The organism is Actinacidiphila epipremni, assembly GCF_012034175.1.
GTDB classification, from domain to species: Bacteria; Actinomycetota; Actinomycetes; order Streptomycetales; family Streptomycetaceae; genus Actinacidiphila; species Actinacidiphila epipremni.
On sequence record NZ_JAATEJ010000022.1, the window covers coordinates 65,080 to 87,881 of the forward strand.

21 protein-coding genes and 1 pseudogene are annotated in these 22,802 nt (G+C 70.2%); 11 read left to right on the forward strand and 11 right to left on the reverse strand.

Going from position 1 to position 22,802, the window contains the following annotated elements; all coding sequences use genetic code 11:
• The first annotated feature begins 57 nt into the window (after positions 1-57).
• The 3 genes from HCN08_RS24380 (at position 58) to HCN08_RS34875 (ending at position 2,585) form a co-directional block, all read left to right on the forward strand.
• Positions 58-993 (forward strand): restriction endonuclease, encoded by a 936-nt coding sequence (locus tag HCN08_RS24380; RefSeq protein WP_167985370.1) that lies wholly within the window; start codon positions 58-60, stop codon positions 991-993.
• 187 nt (positions 994-1,180) lie between these two features.
• Entirely contained in the window at positions 1,181-2,056 is an 876-nt protein-coding gene (locus HCN08_RS24385) for a TIR domain-containing protein (protein WP_167985371.1), read from the forward strand.
• Positions 2,057-2,288: 232 nt separating this feature from the next.
• The gene (locus HCN08_RS34875) at positions 2,289-2,585 is read left to right on the forward strand and encodes a hypothetical protein (RefSeq protein ID WP_206319184.1); all 297 of its coding nucleotides are present in this window, start codon (positions 2,289-2,291) and stop codon (positions 2,583-2,585) included.
• An 86-nt stretch (positions 2,586-2,671) separates the two neighbouring features.
• Here the strand turns inward: HCN08_RS34875 and HCN08_RS24395 are convergent, their stop codons facing one another.
• From HCN08_RS24395 to HCN08_RS24415, 5 genes are all read right to left on the reverse strand, one after another.
• The gene (locus tag HCN08_RS24395; RefSeq protein WP_167985373.1) at positions 2,672-4,240 is read right to left on the reverse strand and encodes a site-specific integrase; all 1,569 of its coding nucleotides are present in this window, start codon (positions 4,238-4,240) and stop codon (positions 2,672-2,674) included.
• A gap of 19 nt (positions 4,241-4,259) precedes the next feature.
• Positions 4,260-4,517 carry a hypothetical protein gene (locus tag HCN08_RS24400; RefSeq protein WP_167985374.1) on the reverse strand — a complete coding sequence of 86 codons (258 nt, stop codon included), beginning with the start codon at positions 4,515-4,517 and terminating at the stop codon, positions 4,260-4,262.
• A gap of 237 nt (positions 4,518-4,754) precedes the next feature.
• Positions 4,755-5,408, reverse strand: coding sequence for a class I SAM-dependent methyltransferase (locus HCN08_RS24405; protein WP_167985375.1), 654 nt, complete (start codon positions 5,406-5,408; stop codon positions 4,755-4,757).
• 81 nt (positions 5,409-5,489) lie between these two features.
• Complete coding sequence (locus tag HCN08_RS24410; protein WP_322974652.1) at positions 5,490-5,996, reverse strand: hypothetical protein; 507 nt, start codon at positions 5,994-5,996, stop codon at positions 5,490-5,492.
• A gap of 199 nt (positions 5,997-6,195) precedes the next feature.
• The gene (locus HCN08_RS24415) at positions 6,196-7,104 is read right to left on the reverse strand and encodes an ATP-binding protein (RefSeq protein ID WP_167985376.1); all 909 of its coding nucleotides are present in this window, start codon (positions 7,102-7,104) and stop codon (positions 6,196-6,198) included.
• Positions 7,105-7,330: 226 nt separating this feature from the next.
• On the opposite strand from HCN08_RS24415, the gene HCN08_RS24420 reads away from it, so the two are divergent.
• Complete coding sequence (locus HCN08_RS24420) at positions 7,331-8,641, forward strand: tetratricopeptide repeat protein (RefSeq protein WP_167985377.1); 1,311 nt, start codon at positions 7,331-7,333, stop codon at positions 8,639-8,641.
• Here the strand turns inward: HCN08_RS24420 and HCN08_RS24425 are convergent, their stop codons facing one another.
• Entirely contained in the window at positions 8,642-9,175 is a 534-nt protein-coding gene (locus HCN08_RS24425) for an NUDIX hydrolase (RefSeq protein WP_167985378.1), read from the reverse strand.
• A 611-nt stretch (positions 9,176-9,786) separates the two neighbouring features.
• On the opposite strand from HCN08_RS24425, the gene HCN08_RS24430 reads away from it, so the two are divergent.
• Positions 9,787-10,254: a DUF6228 family protein gene (locus HCN08_RS24430; RefSeq protein ID WP_407648875.1), complete on the forward strand. Its 468-nt coding sequence runs from the start codon at positions 9,787-9,789 to the stop codon at positions 10,252-10,254.
• Here the strand turns inward: HCN08_RS24430 and HCN08_RS24435 are convergent.
• Positions 10,235-11,121: pseudogene (locus HCN08_RS24435) on the reverse strand (MBL fold metallo-hydrolase). The gene HCN08_RS24430 and the pseudogene HCN08_RS24435 sit on opposite strands and share 20 nt — an antisense overlap.
• Positions 11,122-11,839: 718 nt before the next feature.
• Between HCN08_RS24435 and HCN08_RS24440 the strand changes: the two are divergent.
• Positions 11,840-12,769, forward strand: a complete 930-nt coding sequence (locus HCN08_RS24440) for an LAETG motif-containing sortase-dependent surface protein (RefSeq protein ID WP_167985379.1) — start codon at positions 11,840-11,842, stop codon at positions 12,767-12,769.
• Between the two features lie 118 nt (positions 12,770-12,887).
• Here the strand turns inward: HCN08_RS24440 and HCN08_RS24445 are convergent, their stop codons facing one another.
• Positions 12,888-16,649 (reverse strand): CHAT domain-containing protein, encoded by a 3,762-nt coding sequence (locus tag HCN08_RS24445; RefSeq protein ID WP_167985380.1) that lies wholly within the window; start codon positions 16,647-16,649, stop codon positions 12,888-12,890.
• A 155-nt stretch (positions 16,650-16,804) separates the two neighbouring features.
• Here HCN08_RS24445 and HCN08_RS24450 point away from each other — a divergent pair, with 155 nt between their 5' ends.
• From HCN08_RS24450 to HCN08_RS24460, 3 genes are all read left to right on the forward strand, one after another.
• On the forward strand, positions 16,805-17,188 hold the full coding sequence (locus HCN08_RS24450; RefSeq protein ID WP_167985381.1) for a hypothetical protein: 384 nt from the start codon (positions 16,805-16,807) through the stop codon (positions 17,186-17,188).
• Between the two features lie 18 nt (positions 17,189-17,206).
• Positions 17,207-18,181 (forward strand): hypothetical protein, encoded by a 975-nt coding sequence (locus HCN08_RS24455; protein ID WP_167985382.1) that lies wholly within the window; start codon positions 17,207-17,209, stop codon positions 18,179-18,181.
• 166 nt (positions 18,182-18,347) lie between these two features.
• Positions 18,348-19,031: an NADPH-dependent F420 reductase gene (locus tag HCN08_RS24460; protein WP_167985383.1), complete on the forward strand. Its 684-nt coding sequence runs from the start codon at positions 18,348-18,350 to the stop codon at positions 19,029-19,031.
• Here HCN08_RS24460 and HCN08_RS36965 read toward each other — a convergent pair.
• Positions 18,961-19,761: a TetR-like C-terminal domain-containing protein gene (locus HCN08_RS36965; protein WP_407648876.1), complete on the reverse strand. Its 801-nt coding sequence runs from the start codon at positions 19,759-19,761 to the stop codon at positions 18,961-18,963. The two genes, HCN08_RS24460 and HCN08_RS36965, sit on opposite strands and share 71 nt — an antisense overlap.
• 117 nt (positions 19,762-19,878) lie before the next feature.
• On the opposite strand from HCN08_RS36965, the gene HCN08_RS24470 reads away from it, so the two are divergent.
• Positions 19,879-20,982 (forward strand): glycoside hydrolase family 19 protein, encoded by a 1,104-nt coding sequence (locus tag HCN08_RS24470; RefSeq protein WP_167985385.1) that lies wholly within the window; start codon positions 19,879-19,881, stop codon positions 20,980-20,982.
• A gap of 234 nt (positions 20,983-21,216) precedes the next feature.
• Here HCN08_RS24470 and HCN08_RS36710 read toward each other — a convergent pair whose 3' ends face one another.
• Positions 21,217-21,852, reverse strand: coding sequence for a hypothetical protein (locus tag HCN08_RS36710; protein ID WP_322974663.1), 636 nt, complete (start codon positions 21,850-21,852; stop codon positions 21,217-21,219).
• Between HCN08_RS36710 and HCN08_RS35690 the strand changes: the two genes are divergently transcribed.
• Positions 21,818-22,195, forward strand: a complete 378-nt coding sequence (locus tag HCN08_RS35690) for a L,D-transpeptidase family protein (RefSeq protein ID WP_322974662.1) — start codon at positions 21,818-21,820, stop codon at positions 22,193-22,195. The genes HCN08_RS36710 and HCN08_RS35690 overlap by 35 nt on opposite strands.
• Before the next feature lie 15 nt (positions 22,196-22,210).
• Here the strand turns inward: HCN08_RS35690 and HCN08_RS24480 are convergent, their stop codons facing one another.
• Entirely contained in the window at positions 22,211-22,687 is a 477-nt protein-coding gene (locus tag HCN08_RS24480; RefSeq protein WP_322974653.1) for a MarR family winged helix-turn-helix transcriptional regulator, read from the reverse strand.
• Positions 22,688-22,802: the final 115 nt, after the last annotated feature.

Genomic DNA, 22,802 nt, shown 5'->3' on the forward strand with positions numbered 1-22,802 from the left:
TAACATCATCAGGTGGGGTCAGCGCTGGGGCTGGCCTGCTGGGGAGGCGGGGGCGACGTGACGTCCATTCGATCGCAGCAGATTCATCCGGCCGCCTACGGCTCTCTAACTGAGGCATTGGCCACGATCTACTGGTACAAGAAGGACCTCATCCAATTCATCAGGCGCCGCTCGACAGAGCATCCGGAACTTCTCACCGGACTGGATTCCAATGCCTACAAGCGGACTTTCGCCGACGAGTTCGTGGACCGGCTCATGGCCGATGAAGAACAGTATCGAGACGTCACTCTGGCGATCATGCTGGAGATCTCGCAGATGGAGTCCTTCCCCAGTCTGAAGCGGCAGTCGGATTCTGAAAATCTGCTGTCGCAGGCTCGGGAGGCTGTGGCTGATCTGAAGTCTTGGACTGAGCGCCTTCAGGGAGTCCTCGACGAGCGCGCCAAGGTAGAGGCCCAACGTGTCGAGGATGAGGAACGTCAGAAGCATAGGCGCGGTTTCTCCCAGAGGCTCGCAGAACTAAGGGAAGAATTCTTGCGCCTCCAGGCCGAGACCAATCGGCAGCGAGCCGGTCGCGAACTTGAGACTCTTCTGAACAACCTATTCCGCCTGTTTGATATGCAACCGCGCCTTGGTTATGAGCTTGCATACGAGCAGATCGACGGTTCGTTCACGTTCGACACCGACGACTACGTACTAGAGGCGAAGTGGTGGAAGGAAGCCATCGAGGCCGGCCAGTTGCGAGAATTCAACGACAAGGTACGTCGTAAAGGCAAGAACGCCCTTGGTTTGTTCATCAGTGTCAACGGCTTCACGGCGGGTGCGCGGGCCGCTTTCCGGGAAGGCACATCATTCCTGACAATGGACGGCACTGATCTATTCTGTGTTCTCGATGACCGCGTCCGGTTGGACGACCTGCTGGGACGTAAGAAGCGGCACGCCAACGAGACTGGAGACTGTTACTTCCCGGCCAGTTTGATGCTGGAGAGCCTTTAGGGCTCGCGTCGTGAGTAATAAGCGTTGAGGCGGAATGGATTACCCTTTTTCCGGCCGCGCCAAACCCAGACACCAGTTGTGCCATCATGCCGCGTTTCCCTGGGCGGATGGGATCGGTCAGCCCCCTCCTTCCTGTCTCTTCCGCAGAAGCCTGACGCGCCAGCTTCGAGTGGACTACGATTGACTGGTGCGCAACTCCCAGTTGTCAACCACTCGCCCACGAGTGTTCCTCAGTTACGCCCATTCTGACGACCTCCTTGCGCAGCGCGTAAGGGAGGCTCTCGCCGGGTTCGAGGTCGTCCCCTCGAACCCGGTCTCGCACCCGGCAGCAAATGCGGCGGATTGGTTACGACAGAGCCTTCGAGCAAGTGACGTCGTAGTAGTCCTGTTGTCTCCCGCATCCACCATGAGTAAGTGGGTCAACTCTGAGGTGGAGTACGCCTTGTCCCGTGACCTTGACCGGCGCGGTGCCGACCTCATTCCAGTCCTCATCGCACCAACTGATCTGCCGCCGTCACTCCGCGACCGCCAAGTGCTGGACCTTACTGGAGACATCGACGGGGGGCTCCAGCGTCTTGTTCGGCAGATCGAGATGACAGCACTGGCAGACTTCGACGGAATGGGCCCACTAAAGTTCGAGCTTCTCATCGCAGACCTGCTTCGCACTCTTGGGTTCGACGTCGAGGTAGCGGCGGGCCCGGGAGATGCGGGGGCGGATATGCGTGCTACATACCAGCGCTCCGATCCTTTCGGGTCACCTGAGACGGAGGTGTGGTTGGTCGAGACGAAGCTCTACTCGCACCAACGCATCTCCTTCGAGATAATTAGGAGGCTTGCTGGAATTCTGGCTGTATCCCCCGGTAGAACGCGTGGTTTGCTCATCACGAACGCCCAACTAACCTCTGTGGCTGAGGAGTACGTGGCGGAGCTGGAGCAGAGTTCTCATATCACGTTGCGAGTAGTTGATGGCGTTGAACTAAAAAGACTTCTCCGACAGTTTCCCTCAGTCGTATCGCGTCACTTCGGGCCTGCGCCGACGGCGAGGCGCGATGGCGACTCCTGAAGAGGCTCTAAGAGATCGGCTCAGGGCTGTCCCGCGTGGGACCTCGGGGTGGAAGCAGTTCGAGGACGCCGCGATAGCTGTCCTAGCCCATCTCTTCGTGCCACAACTAGCGGATCCCATAATTCAAGCTAGATCGTATTCCGGCATTGACCGACGGGACGCGATATTTCCGAATCGGAACCATGGTGCGTCGAACCACTGGGGACGACTCTTACATGAGCTTGATGCACGTATGATCCTTGTCGAGTTCAAGAACTACGACACAGAGGAGATCGGTAAGGATGAGGTCAATCAGACGCGTAACTACCTCACCAAGCCGCTGGGACGACTCGCGCTGATCGTATCGACAAAGAAGCCCAATCATGCCGCCCACCTAAAACGGAATAGCGTGTATAGCGAAGACGGCAAGGTCATAGTGTTTCTGACCGTGGAACATCTCGACGAGATGCTCTACATGAAAGAGCGCGGTGAGGATCCGGCAGACTTGATCACAGATTTGGTGGAGCGCTTCTATATCGAATGGGAGTAGCCATTTCGTCGTCCAGTTGGTGCCTTAGTCCCATAGTCTGCGCTAGGCAGCTTCTCCTCGTCCGCTTAGGGGGCGCGGGCACATGATCAAGAACCTGGCTGTGTCGATATTATCTGCGCCGAGTTCACTGTGGTCTGCTGTGCCTTGGCCTTTGGGCGAACTCGGGGAACGAGTCGGGCGGCCCTTTCCGCGACCTCCCGGTCTAGTTCGGGCAGCAGGCTCGTGTAGGTGTCCGAGGTCAGGGCGATTGTGGAGTGGCGCAGCACCTTCTTCACCGTGTGGATGTCGCCGCCACCCGCGTGGGTGAGGGTCGCGGCTACGTGGCGGAGGTCGCGGAAGGTGATCGGCGGGAGGCCGGTCGTCGCGTGGATGCGGCGGAAGGTGTCCGAGACCATCTCCGGGTGGAGCCAGGAGCCGTCTTCGCGGGTGAAGACCTTGCCGGTGTCGTTCCAAGCCGAGCCCAATTTCTTGCGGTCCTTCTTCTGGCGCTTCCGGTGGGCGCGGAGGGCCGCGATCGTCAGGCTGTCGAGAGCGATGGTGTTGGCGCTGCCGTCCGTCTTCGGCTCGGCCTCGTACGGGTCCCAGCCGTCGACCACGATCTCCTTGGCCGGGGTGATGAGGCCGGCCTTGAGGTCGACGTTGCTCCAGTCCTGGCTGACGGCCTCGCCGCGACGCAAGCCGCGGAAGCCGACGGGGTGGAAGAGGGCGTAGAGGCGGTCGTCCTGGGCGGCGTCGAGGAAGACGCCGAACTGCTGCGGTGTCCAGACCATGACCGGGCCGGGTATCTCGCCGGTCTGCCGCCACCGCCGGACGCGCTCGTCCGTCCACAGCAGGGGCTTCGGCCTACGGCCCGAGGCGAGTTCGACGTGGGAGGCCGGGTTGAAGGTGATGAGCTGCTGCGCGATGGCGGAGTTGAGCGCCGCCCGCAGGGTTCGGCGTATCGCCTGCTGGGTGGAAGGGCCGGTCACCTTGCGGAAGGGCGGCATCCCGGCGAGCTTCGCCCGCTCCGCCGCCAGCCGCGCCCGTTCCGCGGCAACGGGCCGCCCCGGCGCACTCGGCTTGCAGCGCGCGATCTGTGCGCGCCGGGCCGCGTTCTCGGCCGCGATGACTTCGTTGGAGTCGGCGATTCCGTCGAACATCTCCACGAGGTGGCCGACGTTGAGCCGGTCGAGCCGGACGTAGCCGATGCGCGGCTTGAGGTGGACGTTGATGTGCGAGGCGTAGCCGTTGAGGGTCGTCCTCCGGCGCTTCTTGGACGCGAACCAGAGGTCCAGCCACTCCCCGACTGTCGTGCCGCCGCGTAGGTCGAGCCCGGACCGGAGGCGCCGGCGGATCTCCTCCACGTCGGGGAGCGGCGCCTTCTCCTCGACAAGGCGTTCCAGCAGGGCCGCGACGCGCTCGACGCTGTCCTGGTCGTCGGTGTCGGCGAGGCCGAGGAGCGTGCGGACGTGGTCCAGGTCAGCCTGGGCCGCCTTGCGGCTGTCGTACCCGGCGCGGCTGAAGGAGCGGCGGGTGCCGTCCTCGCGGGGCGCGAGTTCCTGGCGCACGGAGTAGGAGCCGTGCTTGCGGTCCGCGAGCTTGGGGCAGTTGCTGCCAAGCGGCCGGCCGGTTTCGGTGTCACGGCAGTAGCAGCGGCGGTGCGCCGAGCCCTTCATGGTGCTTCCCCCAGCAGGTTCAGAGACCGTCTGCCGGGGCGTCCTTCCAGACGATGTTGCCCTCGGCATCCATTGACCAGGTCCGTTGCGGTGCGGCTCTGCGCTCGCGCAGTTGGCGGCTGGGGCCGTCGTAGCCGTACGACTCGCCGGTGAACCACTGGAGTGCCGCGAAGGTGTCGGTCGGTTCCTCGTCGGAGAGCGCCTGCACACGGTCCACGAGGCCGACGGGATAGATCAGGCAGATCGGCGCCACGTGCAGGGCCTTGGCGAGCACCATGACAGCGAGGCGGGGAGGCGGCGAGCAAGTTGTGGGGTAAGGACTCCTTGCCCCGAGCAGAGCAAGTTGTCGCGCCGGACGTCCTACCGCCCGTCCTGCGCACGTGTCCTCGCCGGGGGACGAGGACACGAGTACCCGAGCGAGGGCGCCCGGGTCCTGGGGGAGACGAAGCGACCTTTGCCCGTCCGCGTGTCGGCCGCAGGCCGCAGGCGCGAGGCACCCGAGCTGGGCTCCGCGTCAGGCCTCGGCGCGGACCAGGAGCGTGCCAATGTGGTCAGGCTCGGGGGCGTCCAGGACGCGGGCCTCGGCGGTGGCGAAACCTGCGCGGGCCAGCAGGCGTTCCCATACGGGCGGGCGGTAGCTGTAGCGGTAGGTGAACATGGCCTTCCCGGCGAAGCCGCCCTTGTACATGCCCTGTGGGCCGTAGGCGCCCGGGATCGCGGGTGGCTGGGAGAAGACGAAGGTCCCGCCGGGATTGAGTCGGCGGCGGACGAGCGGGAAGAGCTTCGACGGGTCCGTGAACCAGGCCGCGCCGAAGATCGAGTACACCGCGTCGTACGTCTCGGCGGTGGAGCCGAGGTAGTCCAGCACTTCGGCGCAGTGGAACTGCGCTCCTGACGGCGCCCAGCGCTCAGCGATCTTCTCGACCATCACAGGAGACAGGTCCACGCCTGTGGCCTTCACGCCGTTCTGCGCCAGGTGGGCGAGAGCGCGTCCGGTGCCGCAGCCGATCTCCAGGACGCTGCCCGGGTCGCCCAGGAGCTCAGGGCCGGGGCCGTGGCCGGCGTACTGCGTCCAGCGGAAGACCGGCTCGGCTTCGTCTTTGAAGGCGGTGCGGGCGTAGGTGTCCCACAGTTCGGTCTCGGCGACGATGTCGTGTTGCGCAGGCATATGTGTCCTCTGCTTGCCGAAGAAGGCGGCGCCCCGCCCCATGATGCCCGCAGGCACCGGACGAGCGGGGCACCGTTCGGTTCAGTGGCTGTCGGGGACCTTGTTGTCGCACGGCGAGCAGTCCGTGCCGTCGATCGCCCACAGCTCGGTGTCGATGTCGAAGCCGATCGAGGTGAGGAAGTCGGCTGTGCGCAGGCACAGGCCGTCGCTGCGGCGCTCGATGAACGGGGCGTGGTGCTTGTACCGGCCGCTGTTGTACACGTCGCACAGGGCGAACCAGACGGGCGTGTCGAGGATGAGCTGGTGGACGCCGATGTCGACGAGTTTGCCGACGCCCAGGTGCACCTCGGGGTGCTCGATGCAGGCGAGGGTGTACATGACGGCGTTGCCGAGGATGCGTTCGGCCATGTCGCGGACCATGGTGTGGTCACGCAGCAGGAGGGCGATCTCGCGGTCCCAGAGGGTCATGCCGCCGTCGAGGATGTTGACCGTCAGATGCGCGATGTTGGGCTGGACGGCGTTGAGGAGTTCCTTCGGGTCCCGAGTGCGTAACCCGATACTGGTGTCGATCTGGACGACTGTGGTCACGGTGCTGTCCTCCTGTTCTGGGGGTGAGTGGGGCTTCTGGTCCGCCAGGCAGCTGCTGGGGACCCGCACGGCGCCCAGAGAGCGTGACGTCGTGCAGTCCGGGCTCAGGGCGACCGGCAACATCCACCGGCGCCTGGGCTCGCTAGGGGCGCCTGCACAGCCGCGCCAGCGGGGAGAGGCCAGGGCAGCGAGGCGCCGGCTAGGTGCGGTCTCCCGGGCACGCAGTTGGCGAACGTTGCTGGGCTGACGGGTGGTGGGTGGCCCAGTCCTCCCGGGCGGCGGTGAGCGCGGGGCGGACCTTCGCGTCAAGGAAGTCGGCGTGGGCGCGGAGCTTTGCGGCGACCTCGGCGAGGCCGTGCGGATCCAGGCCGAGGATCCAGCGGCCCACGCAGACCTGGAGGTTGACGACCGGCACACGGAGGTCGGGGTCGGGGTCGTAGGGGTTGCAGTCGATGCTGCCCTCGAAGACCGCGTCTTCCTCGACCCCTTCCCATACGTCTGGGGCGGTGAGGGGCAGCATCGGGCCTTCGAAGAAGTTCCGGTGGTTGATGCCGGCCAGCCGTTCCGGCAGCTGGTCCGTGGGCACGTTGGCCTCGGTCGGGTCGTCCTCTGCCCAGGCGGGGAGGTAGCCGGACGTCGCCGCGCCACTGTCGGTGGTGATCGCCCACTTGCCCGGGGTGCTCCAGGGAGGAGGCGTCCCGTCGGACGGCCCGAGTTCGAACCAGACGGTCTTCCCCGCAGGATCCGGGGCGCTTCCCCACATGGTGGCCAGGGACTCGACCAGGAGCAGGCCGCGTCCGTCCTCCGCCTCCGGCGAGCTGTGGCGCCGGTGAGGGCGAGCCTGACTCACGTCGGTGACCTCAACCCGGACACGCACGCCGGTCCAGCGCACGGCCACCGCGCAGGAGGAATCGGTGTGCCGGACGGCATTCGTGATCAACTCGGAGGACAGCAACTCCAGGTCGCTCAAGGTGTCGTCCGGCAGTGGCACGTCCCAGTCCCGCACCAAGGCGACGATCTTGCGCCGAACTTCGGGCACCGCCTCGGATTCGGCTTCGACGCGGAAACCGAAAGTAGTGGGGCAGGCATCCGAGATTGTGTCGGACATCGCTGGGGACCTTTCGAGACGCTGGAGGCTGTGCCATGCCGCTGACTTCGGTGCAGCACGGGACTTGTCGCTTCCTCCGGAGGCCAGCTACCGGAAGGAATCTCAGCCTGTTCCAGCGGCCCGTTCTGGGATAAGGCCAGCGTGGACACCCACGGTGGGTAAACTCGCAGTAAGTGAACTCGTGTGACGGTGAGCGATCACACTCCCGTACGAGGGGGCGCCGGACATGATCGAACCCACAGCTTTGGTCGGCCTGCCCGCTCGTCTGCTGGCGGACCCCGAGATGATCGCGGCCTGCGCCGCGCGGGACTTCACGAAGGTCTTCGGCCTAGCGAAAGCGAGGGGCGGGTTTCACGTCTCACGCATCGCCCGCCAGTGTGAGCTGACGCCGAGCAGGGTCGGCGAGGTCATTTCCGGTCGCCGAACCATCACGAACATGAGCGTGATCGAACGCGTCGCGGACGGCCTGCGGGTTCCCGGTCACATGCTCGGCCTCGCGTCGCGGGACTGGGAAGGACGGGCGTCTGCCCCCAATCCACCCGAGCGCAGATCCGTTCAGGTGGCCCCTGGGCCGAGTTCCATCCCAGCGGAGCCAGAGGATCTGGACAGCATTCTCGCTATCGCGGCAGCTACGAAGGTCACCCCGAGCACGCTTCGTTCCCTGCAGACCTCGATCGAGGACTACTGGCGGCAGGACGACGAGCACGGTGGCGAGGCCCTACGGCCGGCGGTGATCGGCCAACTCAATTACGTCATGGGCTTACTGGCCGACAGCACGGATCCGAACTACCGGCGCAGTCTGCACGGCATTGCTGCGGAACTCGCTCGGCTTGCCGGTTGGACACTTTTCGACGCGCGGCAGTACAGCACGGCGAGGGCGTACTTCACCCAGTCCCTGCGCCTGGCCCGCGCGATCGACGACAGGGCCTTCGTCGCCAACGTCCTCGCCTGTCTGAGCCTCCAAGCCACTTATCAGGACCGGGCCGAGGAAGCGGTCACGCTTGCACGGACTGCCCAGGACGTTGCCCGCCACGACGGCGGCACTCCGAGACTGATGGCGATGCTGTACGTCCGCGAAGCGTTCGGTCACGCCAGCGCACGCGACCGGCCAGCGGCCCATGCGGCCATCGCCGAAGCGCAGTTGCAGTTCGGGCGGGTCGGATCCACAGACGACGACCCGCCGTGGGTGAATTACTTCGACCGGACCAAGCTCACCGTGGACATCGGCATCGCTCTCGGGCAGCTCGGCGATGCGGGCGCCGCCGAACCGTTGATCGCGGAGGCGCTGCGCGATGAGCCTGAGACGAACCTGCGCGGCCGGGCCTTCCATTCCTTCTGGCTGGCGAGGACCCAGTTGCAACGCGGCCAGGTGGAGGAGGCATGCCGAGCGGCGAGTGACGCCCTGAACCTGTCCGCGACCGTCGACTCGCCCCGTGTGACCGCACACTTGCGGGACTTCCGTCACTTGCTCACGCCATTCCGCACATTCCGACCAGTCGCGGAGCTGGACGCCCGGCTGGCGGGGACAGCCGGTTGACTAGAGTCTGGCCTCGTCCAGCAGCAGATACAGCACTCCTACGAGGGTCCCGCTGCTGACGATTTCGCGGCGGTCGATCATGCCGCGCAACTTGGACAACGGGACCCACTCAAGCCGGTCAGACTCGTTGAGTTCGGTCGGCGGCCCGGCGTACTCGACCGCGTCGGCGCGGAAGACGAAGTGTTCCGAGTCGGTGATCCCGTTGGCCGGCTGGGCGTAGATCAGGGGCGTCATCTCGCTTGTGCGCCAACCGGTCTCCTCCATCACCTCGCGGGCGGCAGCCTCGGCCGGGGTCTCGCCGGCCTCGACCAGGCCCATGGGCAGTTCCCAGGCCCAGGAGTCCGTGATGAAGCGGTGGCGCCACATCATCAGCACCTGCTTCTCACTGTTCACCACGGCTGCCACTGCCAGGTGCCGCAGCTTGAGTACGTGGTGCTCCCACCGCTTCCCGTCCGGCTGCTCGATATCGACCAGCCACACGTTCACCCAGGGGTTCTCGTAGATCGGACGTTCCCCGTGGATCTTCCACTGCATCGCTGCGGCCCCTCTCGATCTGCCTCAGCATCTCAGACCTGAGAGTCTCGGGTGGTTCGTTCGGGCGACTTAACGTCACGCTGACGAGTATCGGCAAGAATGCTCCGGCGACGATGGAAGGAGGCCCGCCATACGGCCGGATGCGTGAGCGATGCGTGAGCGATGCGTGAGCGGATGTGCCAGCACCCGGCGCCTCCTGCCGGACCAGGCGGCAACCCGCTCCCGCCTGACCTGCGGGTTTTGGATGACGCTCCACCGTCCACCACCGCCGAGCACGTCCTGGCCAGGACTTTTAATCCATTGGTTGTGGGTTCGAGTCCCACACGGCCTACCCGGCCAGACCTCCCCGGAGGCCGCTGACCTGCGGGTTTGGTGCCCCGGTTGCCTTGATGGCGGCCGGGGCACAGGCATGTCCGGGGGTTGCGGGCGGTTGCCGGCATTGCGTCGTACAGCGCGCCGCTCGGCCTGGGCGGCTGCAGAGGGGGGCCGGGCTGCCCCGTCGGTGGGGGTGTCTGGCAGGTCGCGCAGTTCGTCCGGCTGTCCGGGCCGCGCCGTTGGGTGCGGCTGGATAACCGGGGGACTCGGCGTGTCCGCGGGCCTAGCCTGGGCGGGTGAGTGCTGACCAGGTATCCGGCGAGCGGGGCGTCCGTGTGGGCGCCCCTGGTGCGCAGGCGGTGGGCCTCTCGTTCTCCGAGCTCGCGCGGCCTTACGAGGGCGAACCGGGCCTCGACTTCGTGGTGCGGGCCAGTAATCGGCGGTTGAGGGTCGAGACCTCGGTGCGTACCTGGGACGGCGACGGGCTCGGCGCGTTCCTCTTCTCTTTGGCGGAGGACTTCCGCGGCTGGGAGGGAAAACGGACCTGGCGCTCCCTCGAACACGACCTGTCCCTCGCGGCAGAGCACCGCTCCGGTGGCTACGTCCATCTGACGTGGGGCATCCACGACCGGGCGCCCGGAGAAGAGTGGTGTTTCGAGACCACCACGGTCCACGCCGCAGGCGAGGACATGCGCAACCTTGCCGCTGACGTACACGCGTTCCTCTCCGGCGCCGCAGGGGGAGTCACCAGCGCAGGGCGGTGAAGTCGATCGGTCGGGGGGAGAGCTTGGCGGTGCGGGCGGCCAGGGTGCGCATGCGGTGGGCGAATTCGGTGGGGGCAGGTGGCGGCGGTCGCCGTGGCCGGGGAGGAGCCAGGCGAAACGGAGGCGGGGGGCCGTACGCGCCAGCGAGGCCGCCAGTTCGGTGATCGAGTACCAGGTGACCGCCTCGGCCACGGCCAGGTCGCCGTGGGTTCGGGACCAGTAGAAGCTGTCGCCGCTGAAGCAGTAGGCGGCGTCGGCGAGATAGAGCACGCTGCCCTCGGTGTGCCCGGGGAGCGGGTGGGCGGTCACGCCGTCGGCGATCTCGACCGGCTCGGTGCCGCGGAGGACGACGTCGGCGTCCGGGGCCGCGCTCAGGTCCCCTTCGTGGATCCACAGCCGGGCGCCGAACCGGTCGGCGTATTGGCGACCGTGCGCCGCGTGATCGCGGTGGGTGAGCAGCACATCGGTGATCGGGCCGAGGGCGGCGTATTTCGCGGCCAGCGCCGAATTCCAGCGCGGCGTGTCGACCATCATCAGGTTTCCGGCCGGCCGGCGCAGCAGATAGGAGTTCGCACCGGCGGTGCGCGGCGCGTTGTGGCCGCACAGATGTACGTGCTCGGTAAGGCGTAGCGGGAACGGGTCGAATTCCGGGGGCAGTCCGCGTGCGCCGCGCCGGATCGAGCGGGTCTGGCAGGCGAACGCCGCGGCGTACAGGCCGCGTTCTTCCGCGGCGGTGCGCGGCTGGCGGATGAGGGTGGAGCGATCGGCGTCCTCCGTGATCAGGTCCGGCGCCAACTGCCGGGCCACGTCGCAGTTGACGCAGCGGCGATCGATGTGCCAGGCGGCGTCGGCCGGTTGCTCGTTCATGGCGGCGTGCCTCCGTGCGGAAGTGGGTAACGGGGAACGCCCCATGGAATATCACCCGCCACGCCGGATAGCCATTCCTGAATACCGTTGACTTTGCCCGCAGTTGCTGTTCCCGGCTGGCATTTCACTATGCGGTTGACAATGTTCGGGAATTGCGCTCCGAGCCGTTCGTGGCGCTGACGGCACGCGGGAATGGCGCGATTCGACCGGCCGCGGTGCGTAAGCGTGCGCCCTCGGGCGAGCGGGGGGAGGCGTCGTGGGGGCGGCGGTCGAAGAGGCCGCGGACGACGACGTAGCCGAAGCAGCCGCAGATCGGGCCGCTCGCGCCGACAGGGGGCGACGAGGATGTCGGGCAGCCCGCCCGCCCCGGTGACCGCGGGGCCGGCGCGGGGACGGGTGCCGGCCGCGCACGGAGGGCGCAGAGGGCCGTCCCGGGGTCGACAAATCAACTCATTGCGTTAGCCATAATTGGTCGGCCTGTCGAGGTTTGGGATTGCCGCATGCGGTGTGAGCTGCGCCGAAAACCGACGTATGCGGCTGTACAGAGACCGGGGTTGCGGGGCATACTCGGTCGCCTGGGCCAACTGGCCCCCCAGCAGATGACTTTCGGCGGCGAGACGCCTCGCAGGCCACCGGGCACGTCTCTCCCCTTGCGTGGAGTCCTCACCCGCCTGCCTGCACCTGGCTGCCCGACCAGCATTCAGGGAGCATGACTCAAGTGCGAGCGATAACCAAACGAGCCGTAGGCGTTGCTGCGACCATCGGCTCCATCACGGCCGTTGTCACCCTCGGTGGCATCGGTACGGCCTCCGCGGACGGTGGCCGCGGCGGCAACAACGGCGGCGGCAGCAACAACTGCAGCAACGTCGGGATCGAGTACAAGGTCGACGGCGGCCAGTGGACGCGCAGTGGCCGTATCAACGGGGACACCCCGCCGACCAAGATCACCGTGCGGCTGACGGACAAGCCCGGCAAGAACTGCCAGTACAACGTGTCGCTCGCCTCCTACAGCGCCGAGGGCCCGGCGTGGGAGAACTCCGGCCACCAGGCGTTCCTGGGCTGGGACACCGTCACCCTCAGCAAGAACAAGACCTCCGCGAAGCTCGACGTGAGCGGGAGCGCCCCGACCTGCTTCGGCCAGGTGGACCTGTACGGCAACGGCACCGAGTACGACGGCGGTTCCGGCCGCGGCCACGGCCCGCTGCCGCACTACCCGAACTCCGCCACGCCCACCGACCTGATCACCGCCTGGAACGGCGGCCACGAGTGCCAGGGGACGCCCACCCCGACGCCGACCGAGACCACCCCGACGCCCACGGCGACGGAGACCACCACCACCCCGACGCCGACGGCGACCGAGACCACGGGCACGCCGACCCCGACGGCGACCGAGACCACCGGGACGCCGAGCCCGAGCGTCAGCGACACGTCCTCGCCGTCGCCGAGCGCCAGTGTCCCGACGAGCACCGTGGCCCCGACCGGCACGCCGTCCGTGCCGCCGGCCACCTCCGGCACCGGCAACCTCGCCGAGACCGGTAGCAACAGCTCGCAGAACGTCGCCTTCATCGGCGGCGGCGCCGCGCTCCTCGTCGTGGGCGGCGGGGCCGTCTACTTCGCCCGTCGCCGCAACGGCGGCGCCCACAGCTGACGCTGCTGAGCCGGCCGGCCCGACCGCCGGCCGAGCCGAACGACGGCCGCCCGGCCTGGGGTTCCTTCCCGGGCCGGGCGGCCGTCGTCTGCCGTACGCCGGGGGCTCACGCCCGAGGTCACGGGCCCAGGTGGACGTAACAGGCCCACTGGAGCACCGAGTTCGCCGGGTCCTGACGCAGTACGCGCACGGCTCCGTGCAACGCCCGGGCACTGCCGCCCGCGCCCCCGCCCCCACCCGCGCCCCCACCCGCGCTCCCGCCCGCCTCCAGGGCCCGGTAGAAATCGCGGGCGACCTCCGGCGCCGGCCCGTCCGCCAGCGTCCACAACGTCCCCACGACATGCCGGAAACCGGCGAGTTGGAAGGCCGCGGCCAGATGGATCGCCTCGTCGGCGAGCCGGCTCGTACCGAGGGCGGTGTGGCAGGCGGACAGAAAAGCCAGGTCCGCCCCGGACAGATCCTGCGCCGCGATGCCCGCGACCGACAACGGCTTGTCGTAGAGCGCGAGATGGCTTTCGGCGGGGTCGGCCGGCTCGTGGATGCCGTGGCAGGCGACATGCACCCAGGGGTGGGTGGGCAGGGCGGCCAGCACCTCCGCCAGGACGGCCTTCTCGTCGGCCCTGCTGGTGTGCCGGTCGCCGAACACCTCGCTGAGCGTGGCCAGTTCGGCGCTCACGCCCGGCAGCCCGCGCTGCCCGTACGGTGTGGCGCCGTCGGCGTACGGCCGCGGGCGTACGCCGATGCCGAGCACGCGCGGCGCCCGCGCAGCCGCCTGCTCCCGTGAGCGGGCCCTGATCAGCGAGCCGAGCGTCGGGGCGTACGAGGAGACGACCCGGTCGATGACGCGCGGGCCGGTTCTCGGCCCGGCGGCGTGGAGGGGGAGCAGCGCCAACGGGCCCGTGGGGCACCACCACAGGCGGGGCAGGGTCGTCTCCGGCGACGGTGACGCCCCGGCCTCGCGGTCGAAGCCGAGCGCGGCCAGCACCGGCCCGGTGATCTCCTCCCCCAGCCAGCGCAGCGTCTCCGTGACCGTGCCGGACAGCGCGAGCGCCTCGGGGTCGAGGCCGGGCCGGGAGAGGCGGTCGACGGCGGTGACGAACTCCGCGGCGCGGCGCTCGACTTCGGCGGCGCTGACGCCGCGCAGCGGCACCAACTCCACCGCCCGAGCCCCGGGTTCGGACCTGAGCAGCAGCGCGTCGCAGCGGTGCGTGCTGACGTTGATGACCGCGACCGGCCCCCCGTCCGCCGCCCGGCGAAGCTCCTCGAAGTCCGGCGCCGCCAAGAAGCGCTCGAAGTGGCGCAGTCGGCGGATCCGGTCCACGAGGGCGTCGAAGCGCGCGCTGAGCTGCCAGGGCTGCTCGCCCCGCACGGGCCCGCCGACGGGCCCGCCGCCCGCGCCCGGCGACCGGTCCCCCTCCAGCGCGGCGCAGACCGCGTCGAACTCGTCGGCGAGCGCCGGGTGCCGGTCCCGCAGCTCCGTGCGGTCGGTGCGGGTCTGCACGAGCTGCGACCAGATCACGGACCGGCCCTGCTCCAGCAGGCACACCGCGCCGGGCAGGTCGCCGGCGGCTATCGCGGCTGCCGCGGCGTTGCCGGCCAGCAGCGGCACCTGCGCGATCTGCGCGAGCCGGGAGGCCCGGGTCAGGCCGCGGTCCGCCAGCCGGGGCAGCAGCTCCTCGACGGCCGTCCGGTAGCCGGCGAGCGCGTCCTCGGCGTCGCCGCGCGCCATGCTCGTGCCGCCCCAGTGGAAGGCGGAGAAGAGCCGGGTCCTGGTCGAGGCGCCGGTGGTTGCGGCGGAGAGCCGGAAGGCGCGCCCGGCGTCGTACACGTCCTGCGGGCCGGGGCCGCCGCCGGACGCGAAGCGCTCTTCGAGGGTGTAGCCGAGCTCCGCGTACGCGTGGGCGGTGTTCTGGTCGCCCCGCACGACCGCCAAGTCCTCGGCGCCGGCGGCTAGTTCACCGTGCTCCGCGGTCATCCCGCGCAGGAGGGACACCGCCGCGTCCAGGTCCTCGGCGCCGCCCCGTTCCCGTAACGCGACGGCGAGTTTGAGCCGCATGACGGGGAAGTTCAGGTCGGTGGCGGGGGTTTCGGCCATGGCCGCCTCCAGCGCGGCGATCGCCTCGTCCAAGTCGGCCCGCTCCCCGCGAATTTCGTAGCGGGTCTGGAGGGCCGCGGCCAGGTTGGTCCGGGCGTGGCCGGCGTCCCGGCCGGCCGGTGCGTGGCGGGCGGCCTCGCGCCCGGCGGTCACGGCGTCGTCGATGTCCTCGGGGCGGCGCAGGGTGACGAACCGCGCCAGCAGCGCGGCACCGAGGTTGGACTGGGCGGCGGCGTGGAGCCGGCTCCCCGGGTCGGCGGCGGCGACCGCGGCCCTCGCCGCGGTGAGTGCGCGCTCCAAGTCCTCGATGCCGCCCTGGCTTTCGAACCTGATCCGCAGCACGACGGCGAGGGCGTCGAGCCGTTGGGCACGCTCGGGGTCGTCGGGGGCGGTCGCGTCGAGTGCGGCCGTGGCCGCGTCCACCGCCGCGGTGAGCCGGGCCGGGTCCGCGGACCGGAGGGCGTACGCGTACCGCGCGGCGGAGAGGGCCGCGAGGGCGGCGGCGTCGCCGGGCAGCAGCGTCACGGCCTCGACGGCGAACCGCAGCCCCGCCTCCAGGTCGTCGGGGTCGCCGAGCCGGACGAACCGGGCGACCAGGGCGGTCGCGAGGGCCGGCAGCGTGTCCGGGGCGAGCGTCTCGTGCCGCAGCAGCCCGTACGGCGGCTCGGCGGCGCCGTTCATGGCCTGGTGGTGCAACTGCCGCAGCATGCGCGCGTTTTCGTGCAGCTCCGGGTACTGGGGATGCCCCGGCGGTACGGTCCGCTCGGCCTCCAGCGCCGCGGACAGCGCCGCGTCCAGGTCCGCCGGGTCGCGGCCGGCGGCGTACCGGGTGAGCAGCATGCTCCCGAGGCTGCCCAGAACGCCCGGGCGGGTGCGGTGGCCGGGCGGCATGAGCCGGACGTCCGTGGCGGTCGCGTCGATCGCCTCGTCCAGGTACTTCGGGATGCCGGTGAGCCGGAAGCGCTGCATCAGCGAGGCCCCGAGCAGGAACCACCAGCCCGGTTCCGGGGAGCCGTCGGCGACCATCGCCCGCCGGGCGTCGACGGCGTCGTCGAGCTGCCCGAGGTCGCCGGTGGCGTCGAACCGCGCCATCTCGACGTTGCCGAGTTCGTACCACATGAGCGGCCGTTGCGGATGGCCGTGGGCCGCCCGCGCCGCGCGTCCCAACTCGTAGGCGGCCAGCTTGAGATACGTGTCGGCGTCGCCCTCGCCGCCGTCGGCCATCCGCTGCCAGGCGAAGCCCAGGTTGGACCAGATCTGGGGCCGCGCGCTCTCGGGCGCGGCCTCCTCCGCCTCCCGCAGCAGCAGGACCGCCGGGCCGAGCATGGTGGCGTCGCCGTTGCGCGCGTGGTCCTGGAGCAGGACGTGGGCGAAGGCGGCGAGGAGGTCGTGCAGCGGTGGCACGGGCGGCGGTTCGGCGGCGAAGGCGTCGGCCAGCGGGCCGGGTATGAGCTCCGGGTCGAGAGCGTGGACGACGCCGAGCACGGAGATCCACGCGTGGTGGTCGAGGTCCGACGCCTCGTCGCCGAGGGCTTCCAGCCGGGACTGGAGCAGCACACCGGCCAAGTGGGCGGCGGCCAGGGGGGCTTCGGTCACCTCGTCGACGTAGAGCAGCTCCCCGGCCAGGTGCAGCAGGGTCGCCGCCGCGCACAGCGGCCCGGCGGCGAGGACGGTGCCGGGGTCCCGGGTGTCGAACCACTCGGTCAACCGGCCGTGCAGATACGCGTATGCGTCCCCGGGAGTGCCCTCCCACGGCTGGGCGTGCTCGTCCTCATAGGCTTCCATATGGCCCCCTCCACCCCATATCCTCTGCGGTGGCTCACGGTAGCCGGGCGACAGCACACGGGGGCGGCGCTTTGCGGTTACTCATGCCGAAATACGTCTGATCGCGGCGGTGTTCGCGGCGCTCGCCGCCGCGACGGGGGGAACGGGGGGCCGGCATGGCGGTCGACACTGCGGCCGGGTTGGCGTACGTATGCAGTCATCTGCCGGAATTACGGGGCCTGTTGGGCGACGACGGCAGCGAATCCGGTACGCCGCTGGGCCGGTTGCTGGCCGCGTGCGGTGGCGCTCGGCCGACGGCGGACATCGCGCCGCTCCTGGGTGAAGTAGACGCGGCGCTACGGGCGTTGACGGACGGCATGGTGGGCGTCCAGGGCTTCGGCGAGGGCCGCGGCACGAGTTGGAGCGGGCTGGAGCCGCTGGAGTACGTCTACCGGTGCCCGCTGGGCAGGTGTACGGGCCGGCTCGGCAGCGAGGTGGCGGAGGTCCGGCCGCTGTGCGCGATCAGCCGGCGCGAACTCGTCCGCGAACGGCTGCTCTGAGGTGGACGGGCGTCCGGGGTGAACGGGTTGTGGAGCGAACTGGGCAGGAAGCTCGCCGAGCGGTGGCTGTCGGTGCTGGTGCTGCCCGGCGTGCTCTACCTCGCGGTCGGCGCCGCCGCCCACACGCTCGGCCAGCGGCACGCCCTGGACGCGGCCCGGCTCGTACGGGAGGTCACCGCGACCGCCGACCGGCCCGCGGTGACCGGCGTCGGCGGGCAGGTCGTGCTGGTGGGGGCGGTCGTACTGGCGTCGGCCGCGGCCGGCACCGTGGCCGAGGCGGCCGGCACGCTCGTCGAACGCCTTGCCCTCGCGGCGGGTTGGCGGCTGTGGCCCGCCCCGCTGTCGGCCCTGGCCGACCGGTCCGTACGGCGCCGGCAGCGCCGCTGGGAGGCGCAACACCGCATATTCCACCGGAAGTTCGCGCGTGCGCAGGCCCCCGGCCCGGACGACCGGCCCGACCCCGCCGCGCGGCACCGGGCCGCCCGCCGACGGGAGCGGATCGCGTCGGAGCGGCCGGAGCGGCCCACGTGGAGCGGCGACCGCATCCAGGCCGCCGCCCTGCGGCTGGACCGCGACCACCTGCTCGATCTCGCCGTCGTGTGGCCCCACTTGGAGCCGCTGCTCCCCGAGCCGCTGGGCGCCCGCGTCACCGAGGCGCGCGCCGCGTTGGAGCGCGCCACGGTGCTGGCGGGCTGGGCGCTGCTGTACGCGCCGCTCGCCGTGTGGTGGTGGCCCGCCGCCCCGCTGGCCCTGGTCCTGGCCGCGGCGGCCCGGCACCGCGTCCGGGCGTGCGTCGACACGTACGCACGGCTGCTCGAAGCCGCCACCCGGCTGCACGCGCCGGCGCTGGCCGCGCAGCTCGGGCTCGACCACACCGGGCCGCTCACGAAGGACCTCGGCGTCCGCCTCACCCACCACCTCCGGGCGTCACCGCCGCCCAGGCCTGCTGAGCCGCGGCAGCCGCATGTGCCGGACGCGAGGTCGGACGCGTGAGCTGTACGGGGCCGGCGCGCGCGGGGCGTACGGGGGCCGGCACCTGAGGCGTACGTGGTCGCGCCCCGAGTCGTACCAGGGCCGTACGGGTAAGGGGCCTGAGCCGCCCGGGCGAACCGGTCGGCGGGGGCGGAACATATCCCTCCCGGCCGTCGTTTGCGTCGTCATGACGACTCTGGGACTCATCGGCAGCGGACACATCGGCAGCACCCTCGCCCGGCTGGCCGTCGCCGGCGGGCTCGACGTGGTGCTCAGCAACTCCCGCGGGCCGGAAACCCTCGCCGGCCTCGTCGCGGAACTCGGGCCGAACGCGCGGGCGGCCACCGCCGCGGAGGCGGCTGCCGCCGGGGACTGGGTCGTGGTGAGCGTCCCCGTCAAGGCGTATCCGCTGATCCCGCGCGAGCCGCTCGCCGGCAAGACGGTGATCGACACCGGCAACTACTACCCGCAGCGCGACGGGCGGATCGCCGAGCTCGACAACGAGGAGACCACCCACAGCGGCCTGCTCCAGCGGTATTTGGCGGGCGCGCACGTGGTGAAGGCCTTCAACAACATCTACTTCAAGCACCTGGCCGAGCTCCCCCGCCCGGCCGGCGCCGCCGACCGCAGCGCCCTCCCCATCGCCGGCGACGACCCGTCCGCGAAGGCCCATGCCGCCCAACTCCTCGACCTGCTGGGCTTCGACGTCGTCGACGCCGGCCCCCTCGCCGAGGGCCGCCGGTTCCAGCCCGGCACCGCGGCGTACGGCCTGCCCTACGCGGACAAGTCGACGACCGAGTTCATGTCCCAGCCCGGCGTGCCCGCGTCGGTCGCCGACATCGACGCGGCCCTGGCGGCAGCGGACAGCTAAGCCGCCGGAGAAACGAGCCGCCGGGCAAGCGAGCCGCCGGCCAGGTGAAACCGGCGGCCAGGTGAACCGTCGCCTCAGCCGGCCGCCGCAAGGGACGTGACCGTCTCGGCGAGGTGGGGGTGAGCAACAGGCGGTACCACATCGGCCCGTACACAAGGTCGATGAGGAAGTCCTCGTCCCCGTAACCGACTTCGCCGCGCTCGCGGGCCCGGATCAGCAGCGAGCGGACGACGTCGCGGCGCGGGGTGATGAGGCGTTCCCACACGGTGCGGGCGAAAGCGTCGTCGCCGACGGCCTCGGCGGCCACCGCGCGGTTGAGGGTGCCGCGCCCCCTGGCTGCCGGCCGCCGGCCTCGTCCCGCTCGCCCTGGCCGGCGCCGCGCACCGGGCCTCGGGTCGGCACCAGCCCCGTACCCACCACCACAACCACCCGCGGGCGCACGCCAGGACCACGGTCGCGGCCACCGCCGCGAGCGGGCGGCACGCCCACTGACCCGGCCCGTACGCGCGTACCCCGCATCGCCAACTCCGGGCCCCGGTACGCGAGTCCCACGACCCGCGTCCCACGAAACGTCACGTCGGCAGGGCAGGCGGCGCTGGACTTGGACGACCCGCTGCTGGAGCGCGACCGGGACGGCGTCCAGGCGTACGACCCGCGGGCGCGGGCGGCGCTGATCGACCTGAGCGAGAAGCTCACCGGCGTGCGCTTCCGCGGCCGGCCTGACGTCCACCGGCAACCTCCGCCAGGCACAGACCTGCCTCCGTCAGGTACAGACCACTTGACAGGTCCAGACCAATGCGGGAAGGTGCGGCTCGACCCCACCGAACCCCCATAAGGAGTGGTCACGTTGTCGAGACAGCGTCTCATCGCGTTCCTGGCCGCACTCGCGGCCGTCGTGGGCCTGGTGATCCTGGTGCCCATGGCGTCCACCGCCTCGGCGGCCGGATGCGCCGGTGCCTGGAGCCCGTCCTCGGTCTACACCGGCGGCATGACCGCCTCGTACAACTCCCATAACTGGCTTGCCAAGTGGTGGACCCAGGGCGAGACGCCGGGTGCCGCGGAGGTGTGGTCCGACCAAGGCGCGTGCACCGGTGGGAGCGGCGGTACGGGCGGGACGACCGGCGGCGGCGGGACCGGGTGCAGCTACCCGGCCTGGGTCGCGGGGCGTTCGTACGTCACCGGCGACATCGTGCAGTACACCAACGGGCTCGACTACATCGCCACGCACGACAACCCGGGCTACGACCCGACGATCAGCACCTGGTACTGGAGCCCGTACACCTGCTCCGGCAGCGGCGGGACCACCGGCGGCGGGACGAATCCGCCGGCCGGCGGATTCGTGGTCAGCGAGGCGCAGTTCAACCAGATGTTCCCGGGCCGGAACTCCTTCTACACGTACGGCGGCCTGACCGCGGCGCTCGGCTCGTACCCGGGCTTCGCCACGACCGGCAGCGACACGGTCAAGAAGCAGGAGGCCGCGGCCTTCCTCGCCAACGTCAGCCACGAGACCGGCGGCCTGGTCTACATCGTGGAGCAGAACACCGCCAACTACTCGCACTACTGCGACTACAGCCAGCCGTACGGCTGCCCGGCGGGGCAGTCCGCCTACTACGGCCGCGGGCCGATCCAGCTCAGCTGGAACTTCAACTACAAGGCGGCGGGCGACTCGTTGGGCATCGACCTGCTCGACAACCCCAACCTCGTGCAGACCGACCCGGCGGTCGCCTGGAAGACCGGCCTTTGGTACTGGAACACCCAGTCCGGCCCCGGCACGATGACCCCCCACAACGCAATGGTCAACGGCGCGGGCTTCGGCGAGACCATCCGCAGCATCAACGGCAGCATCGAGTGCAACGGCGGCAACCCCGCCGAGGTCCAGGACCGCGTCAACGCCTACCTCAACTTCACGTCCATCCTCGGCGTCCCGGCCGGCAACAACCTCTCCTGCTGACCCCCTCTCCCCCGACACCTCCCGACACACCTCGCCCCCCGCCTCCGTCCGCTTCGGAGTCGGGGGGTATGTCGCGACATGGGAGGGCGGGGCTAATATGTGTAGGCGCCAACGTGTGGGACGACGCGAGGTCCGGGGGGACGGCTGTTCGCGGGACGGTGCGGGGCGGCGCGTGTCGTCGTTCATGTGATGCGTGCCGGTGCCGGGTGCGCCGTTCTGAGGATCGCTCGTGGCTCACTCACCCTCCGTGCCGTTCGCGCGCTCGCGCAGACTCGTCGTCGCCGCCGGGGTGGGCGGGGCGCTGGTGCTGGCCGCCGGGTGTGCGGGCGGGGGTGGCGGGGGCGCCGGGGCCGCGCCGAGTGCGAGTGCGCGGGTGGCGGACGCCGGCAGTGCCGCGCCCTCCCCCACCGCGTCGGCGTCGCCCACCGCGTCGGCGTCACCCTCCGCGTCGCTTTCCGCCTCCCCGTCCGCCTCGCCCTCGCGCTCGGCCACGGCGTCCCCTTCCCGCTCCACCTCGCCCTCTCTGACGCCCTCGGCCTCGCACAGCGCCAAGCCCGCCGCCCCCGCCCGTAAGAGCGGCGACGCGAAGAGCGGCTCCTCCCCCGCGGCCACCGCCGCCCCGCACTTCCCCGTGCCCGTCCAACTCGGCGGCGCCACGCAGCTGATCACCGTCGAGGCGAGCGGCTCGTACGCGACCGTCACCGCCTGGGCGAAGGAACCCGCGGGCTGGAAGGCGCAGTTCAGCACGACCGCCGGGCGGGTCGGGGCGAACGGGGTCACCAACGGGGCGACGCGCAAGCAGAACACGTCCACCACGCCCTCGGGGACGTATCCGATCACCGAGGGGTTCGGTGTCGTGTCGAGCGGCACGGCGATGCCGTATCACCGTGTGACCAGCGCCGATTGGTGGGTCGAGGACCCGCAGTCGAGGTTCTACAACTCGATGCACGTCGCGCAGGGCGCGGACTTCCCGCTGACGGAGGCCGGCGAGCGCGGCAGCGAGCATCTGATCGACCACCCCACGCAGTACGCCGAAGCGCTCGTCATCGACTTCAACCGCCGGCCGGCGACGCCCGGTCGGGGCGCCGGCATCTTCCTGCATGTCAACGGCGCCGGAGCGACGGCCGGTTGTGTGTCCGTGCCGCGCGCGACGATGGACCGGATCATGGCCTGGATCTCGCCGTCCGCGCATCCGCGCATCGCCATCGGGTAGGCGGCGCAGGGCAGTTCAGGTCTCCTCCGGTCCGGGCGGCCCCGGTGGTCCCGGTGGGGCGTCGGGAACGGAGGCGCGCAGGACCGCGAGGAGGTCCAGCAGCGTCGCGCGCTGCCGGGCGTCGAGGCCGGCCGTCGCGGTGGACAGCGCGGCGCGGTCGATCTCCTCGGCCCGGCCATGGGTGGTACGGCCCAGGTCGGTGAGCGTCAGGAGGTACGCGCGCCGGTCGGTCGGGTGCCGCAGCCGCGCGACCAGGCCCTCCCGCTCCAGCGCGTCGACGAGCGAGGTGACCGTACGCGCGGCGACGCCCAGCGCGTCGCCGAGGTCGCGCATCCGCAGCGGCTCCCGCGACGTGGCGAGGGCGCGCAGCAGCCGCAGCCGGGACACCGACAGGCCGTGGCAGCGCAGTTGGGCGTCGACGTACGTCCGCAGCCGGACCGTCGTACGGAAAAGGTCGTCGACCAGTACGTCGCTGCTCCGGATCTCCGTCACGCAATCCGCCCCGTCCCTGCTTGCCATACCCCGTTGTGTGCCGACTCATAGTGAGTAGACTCAGCATATCGCACGACGCATTCCCACCACCGCACAGCACACAGCGCCCCGGAGC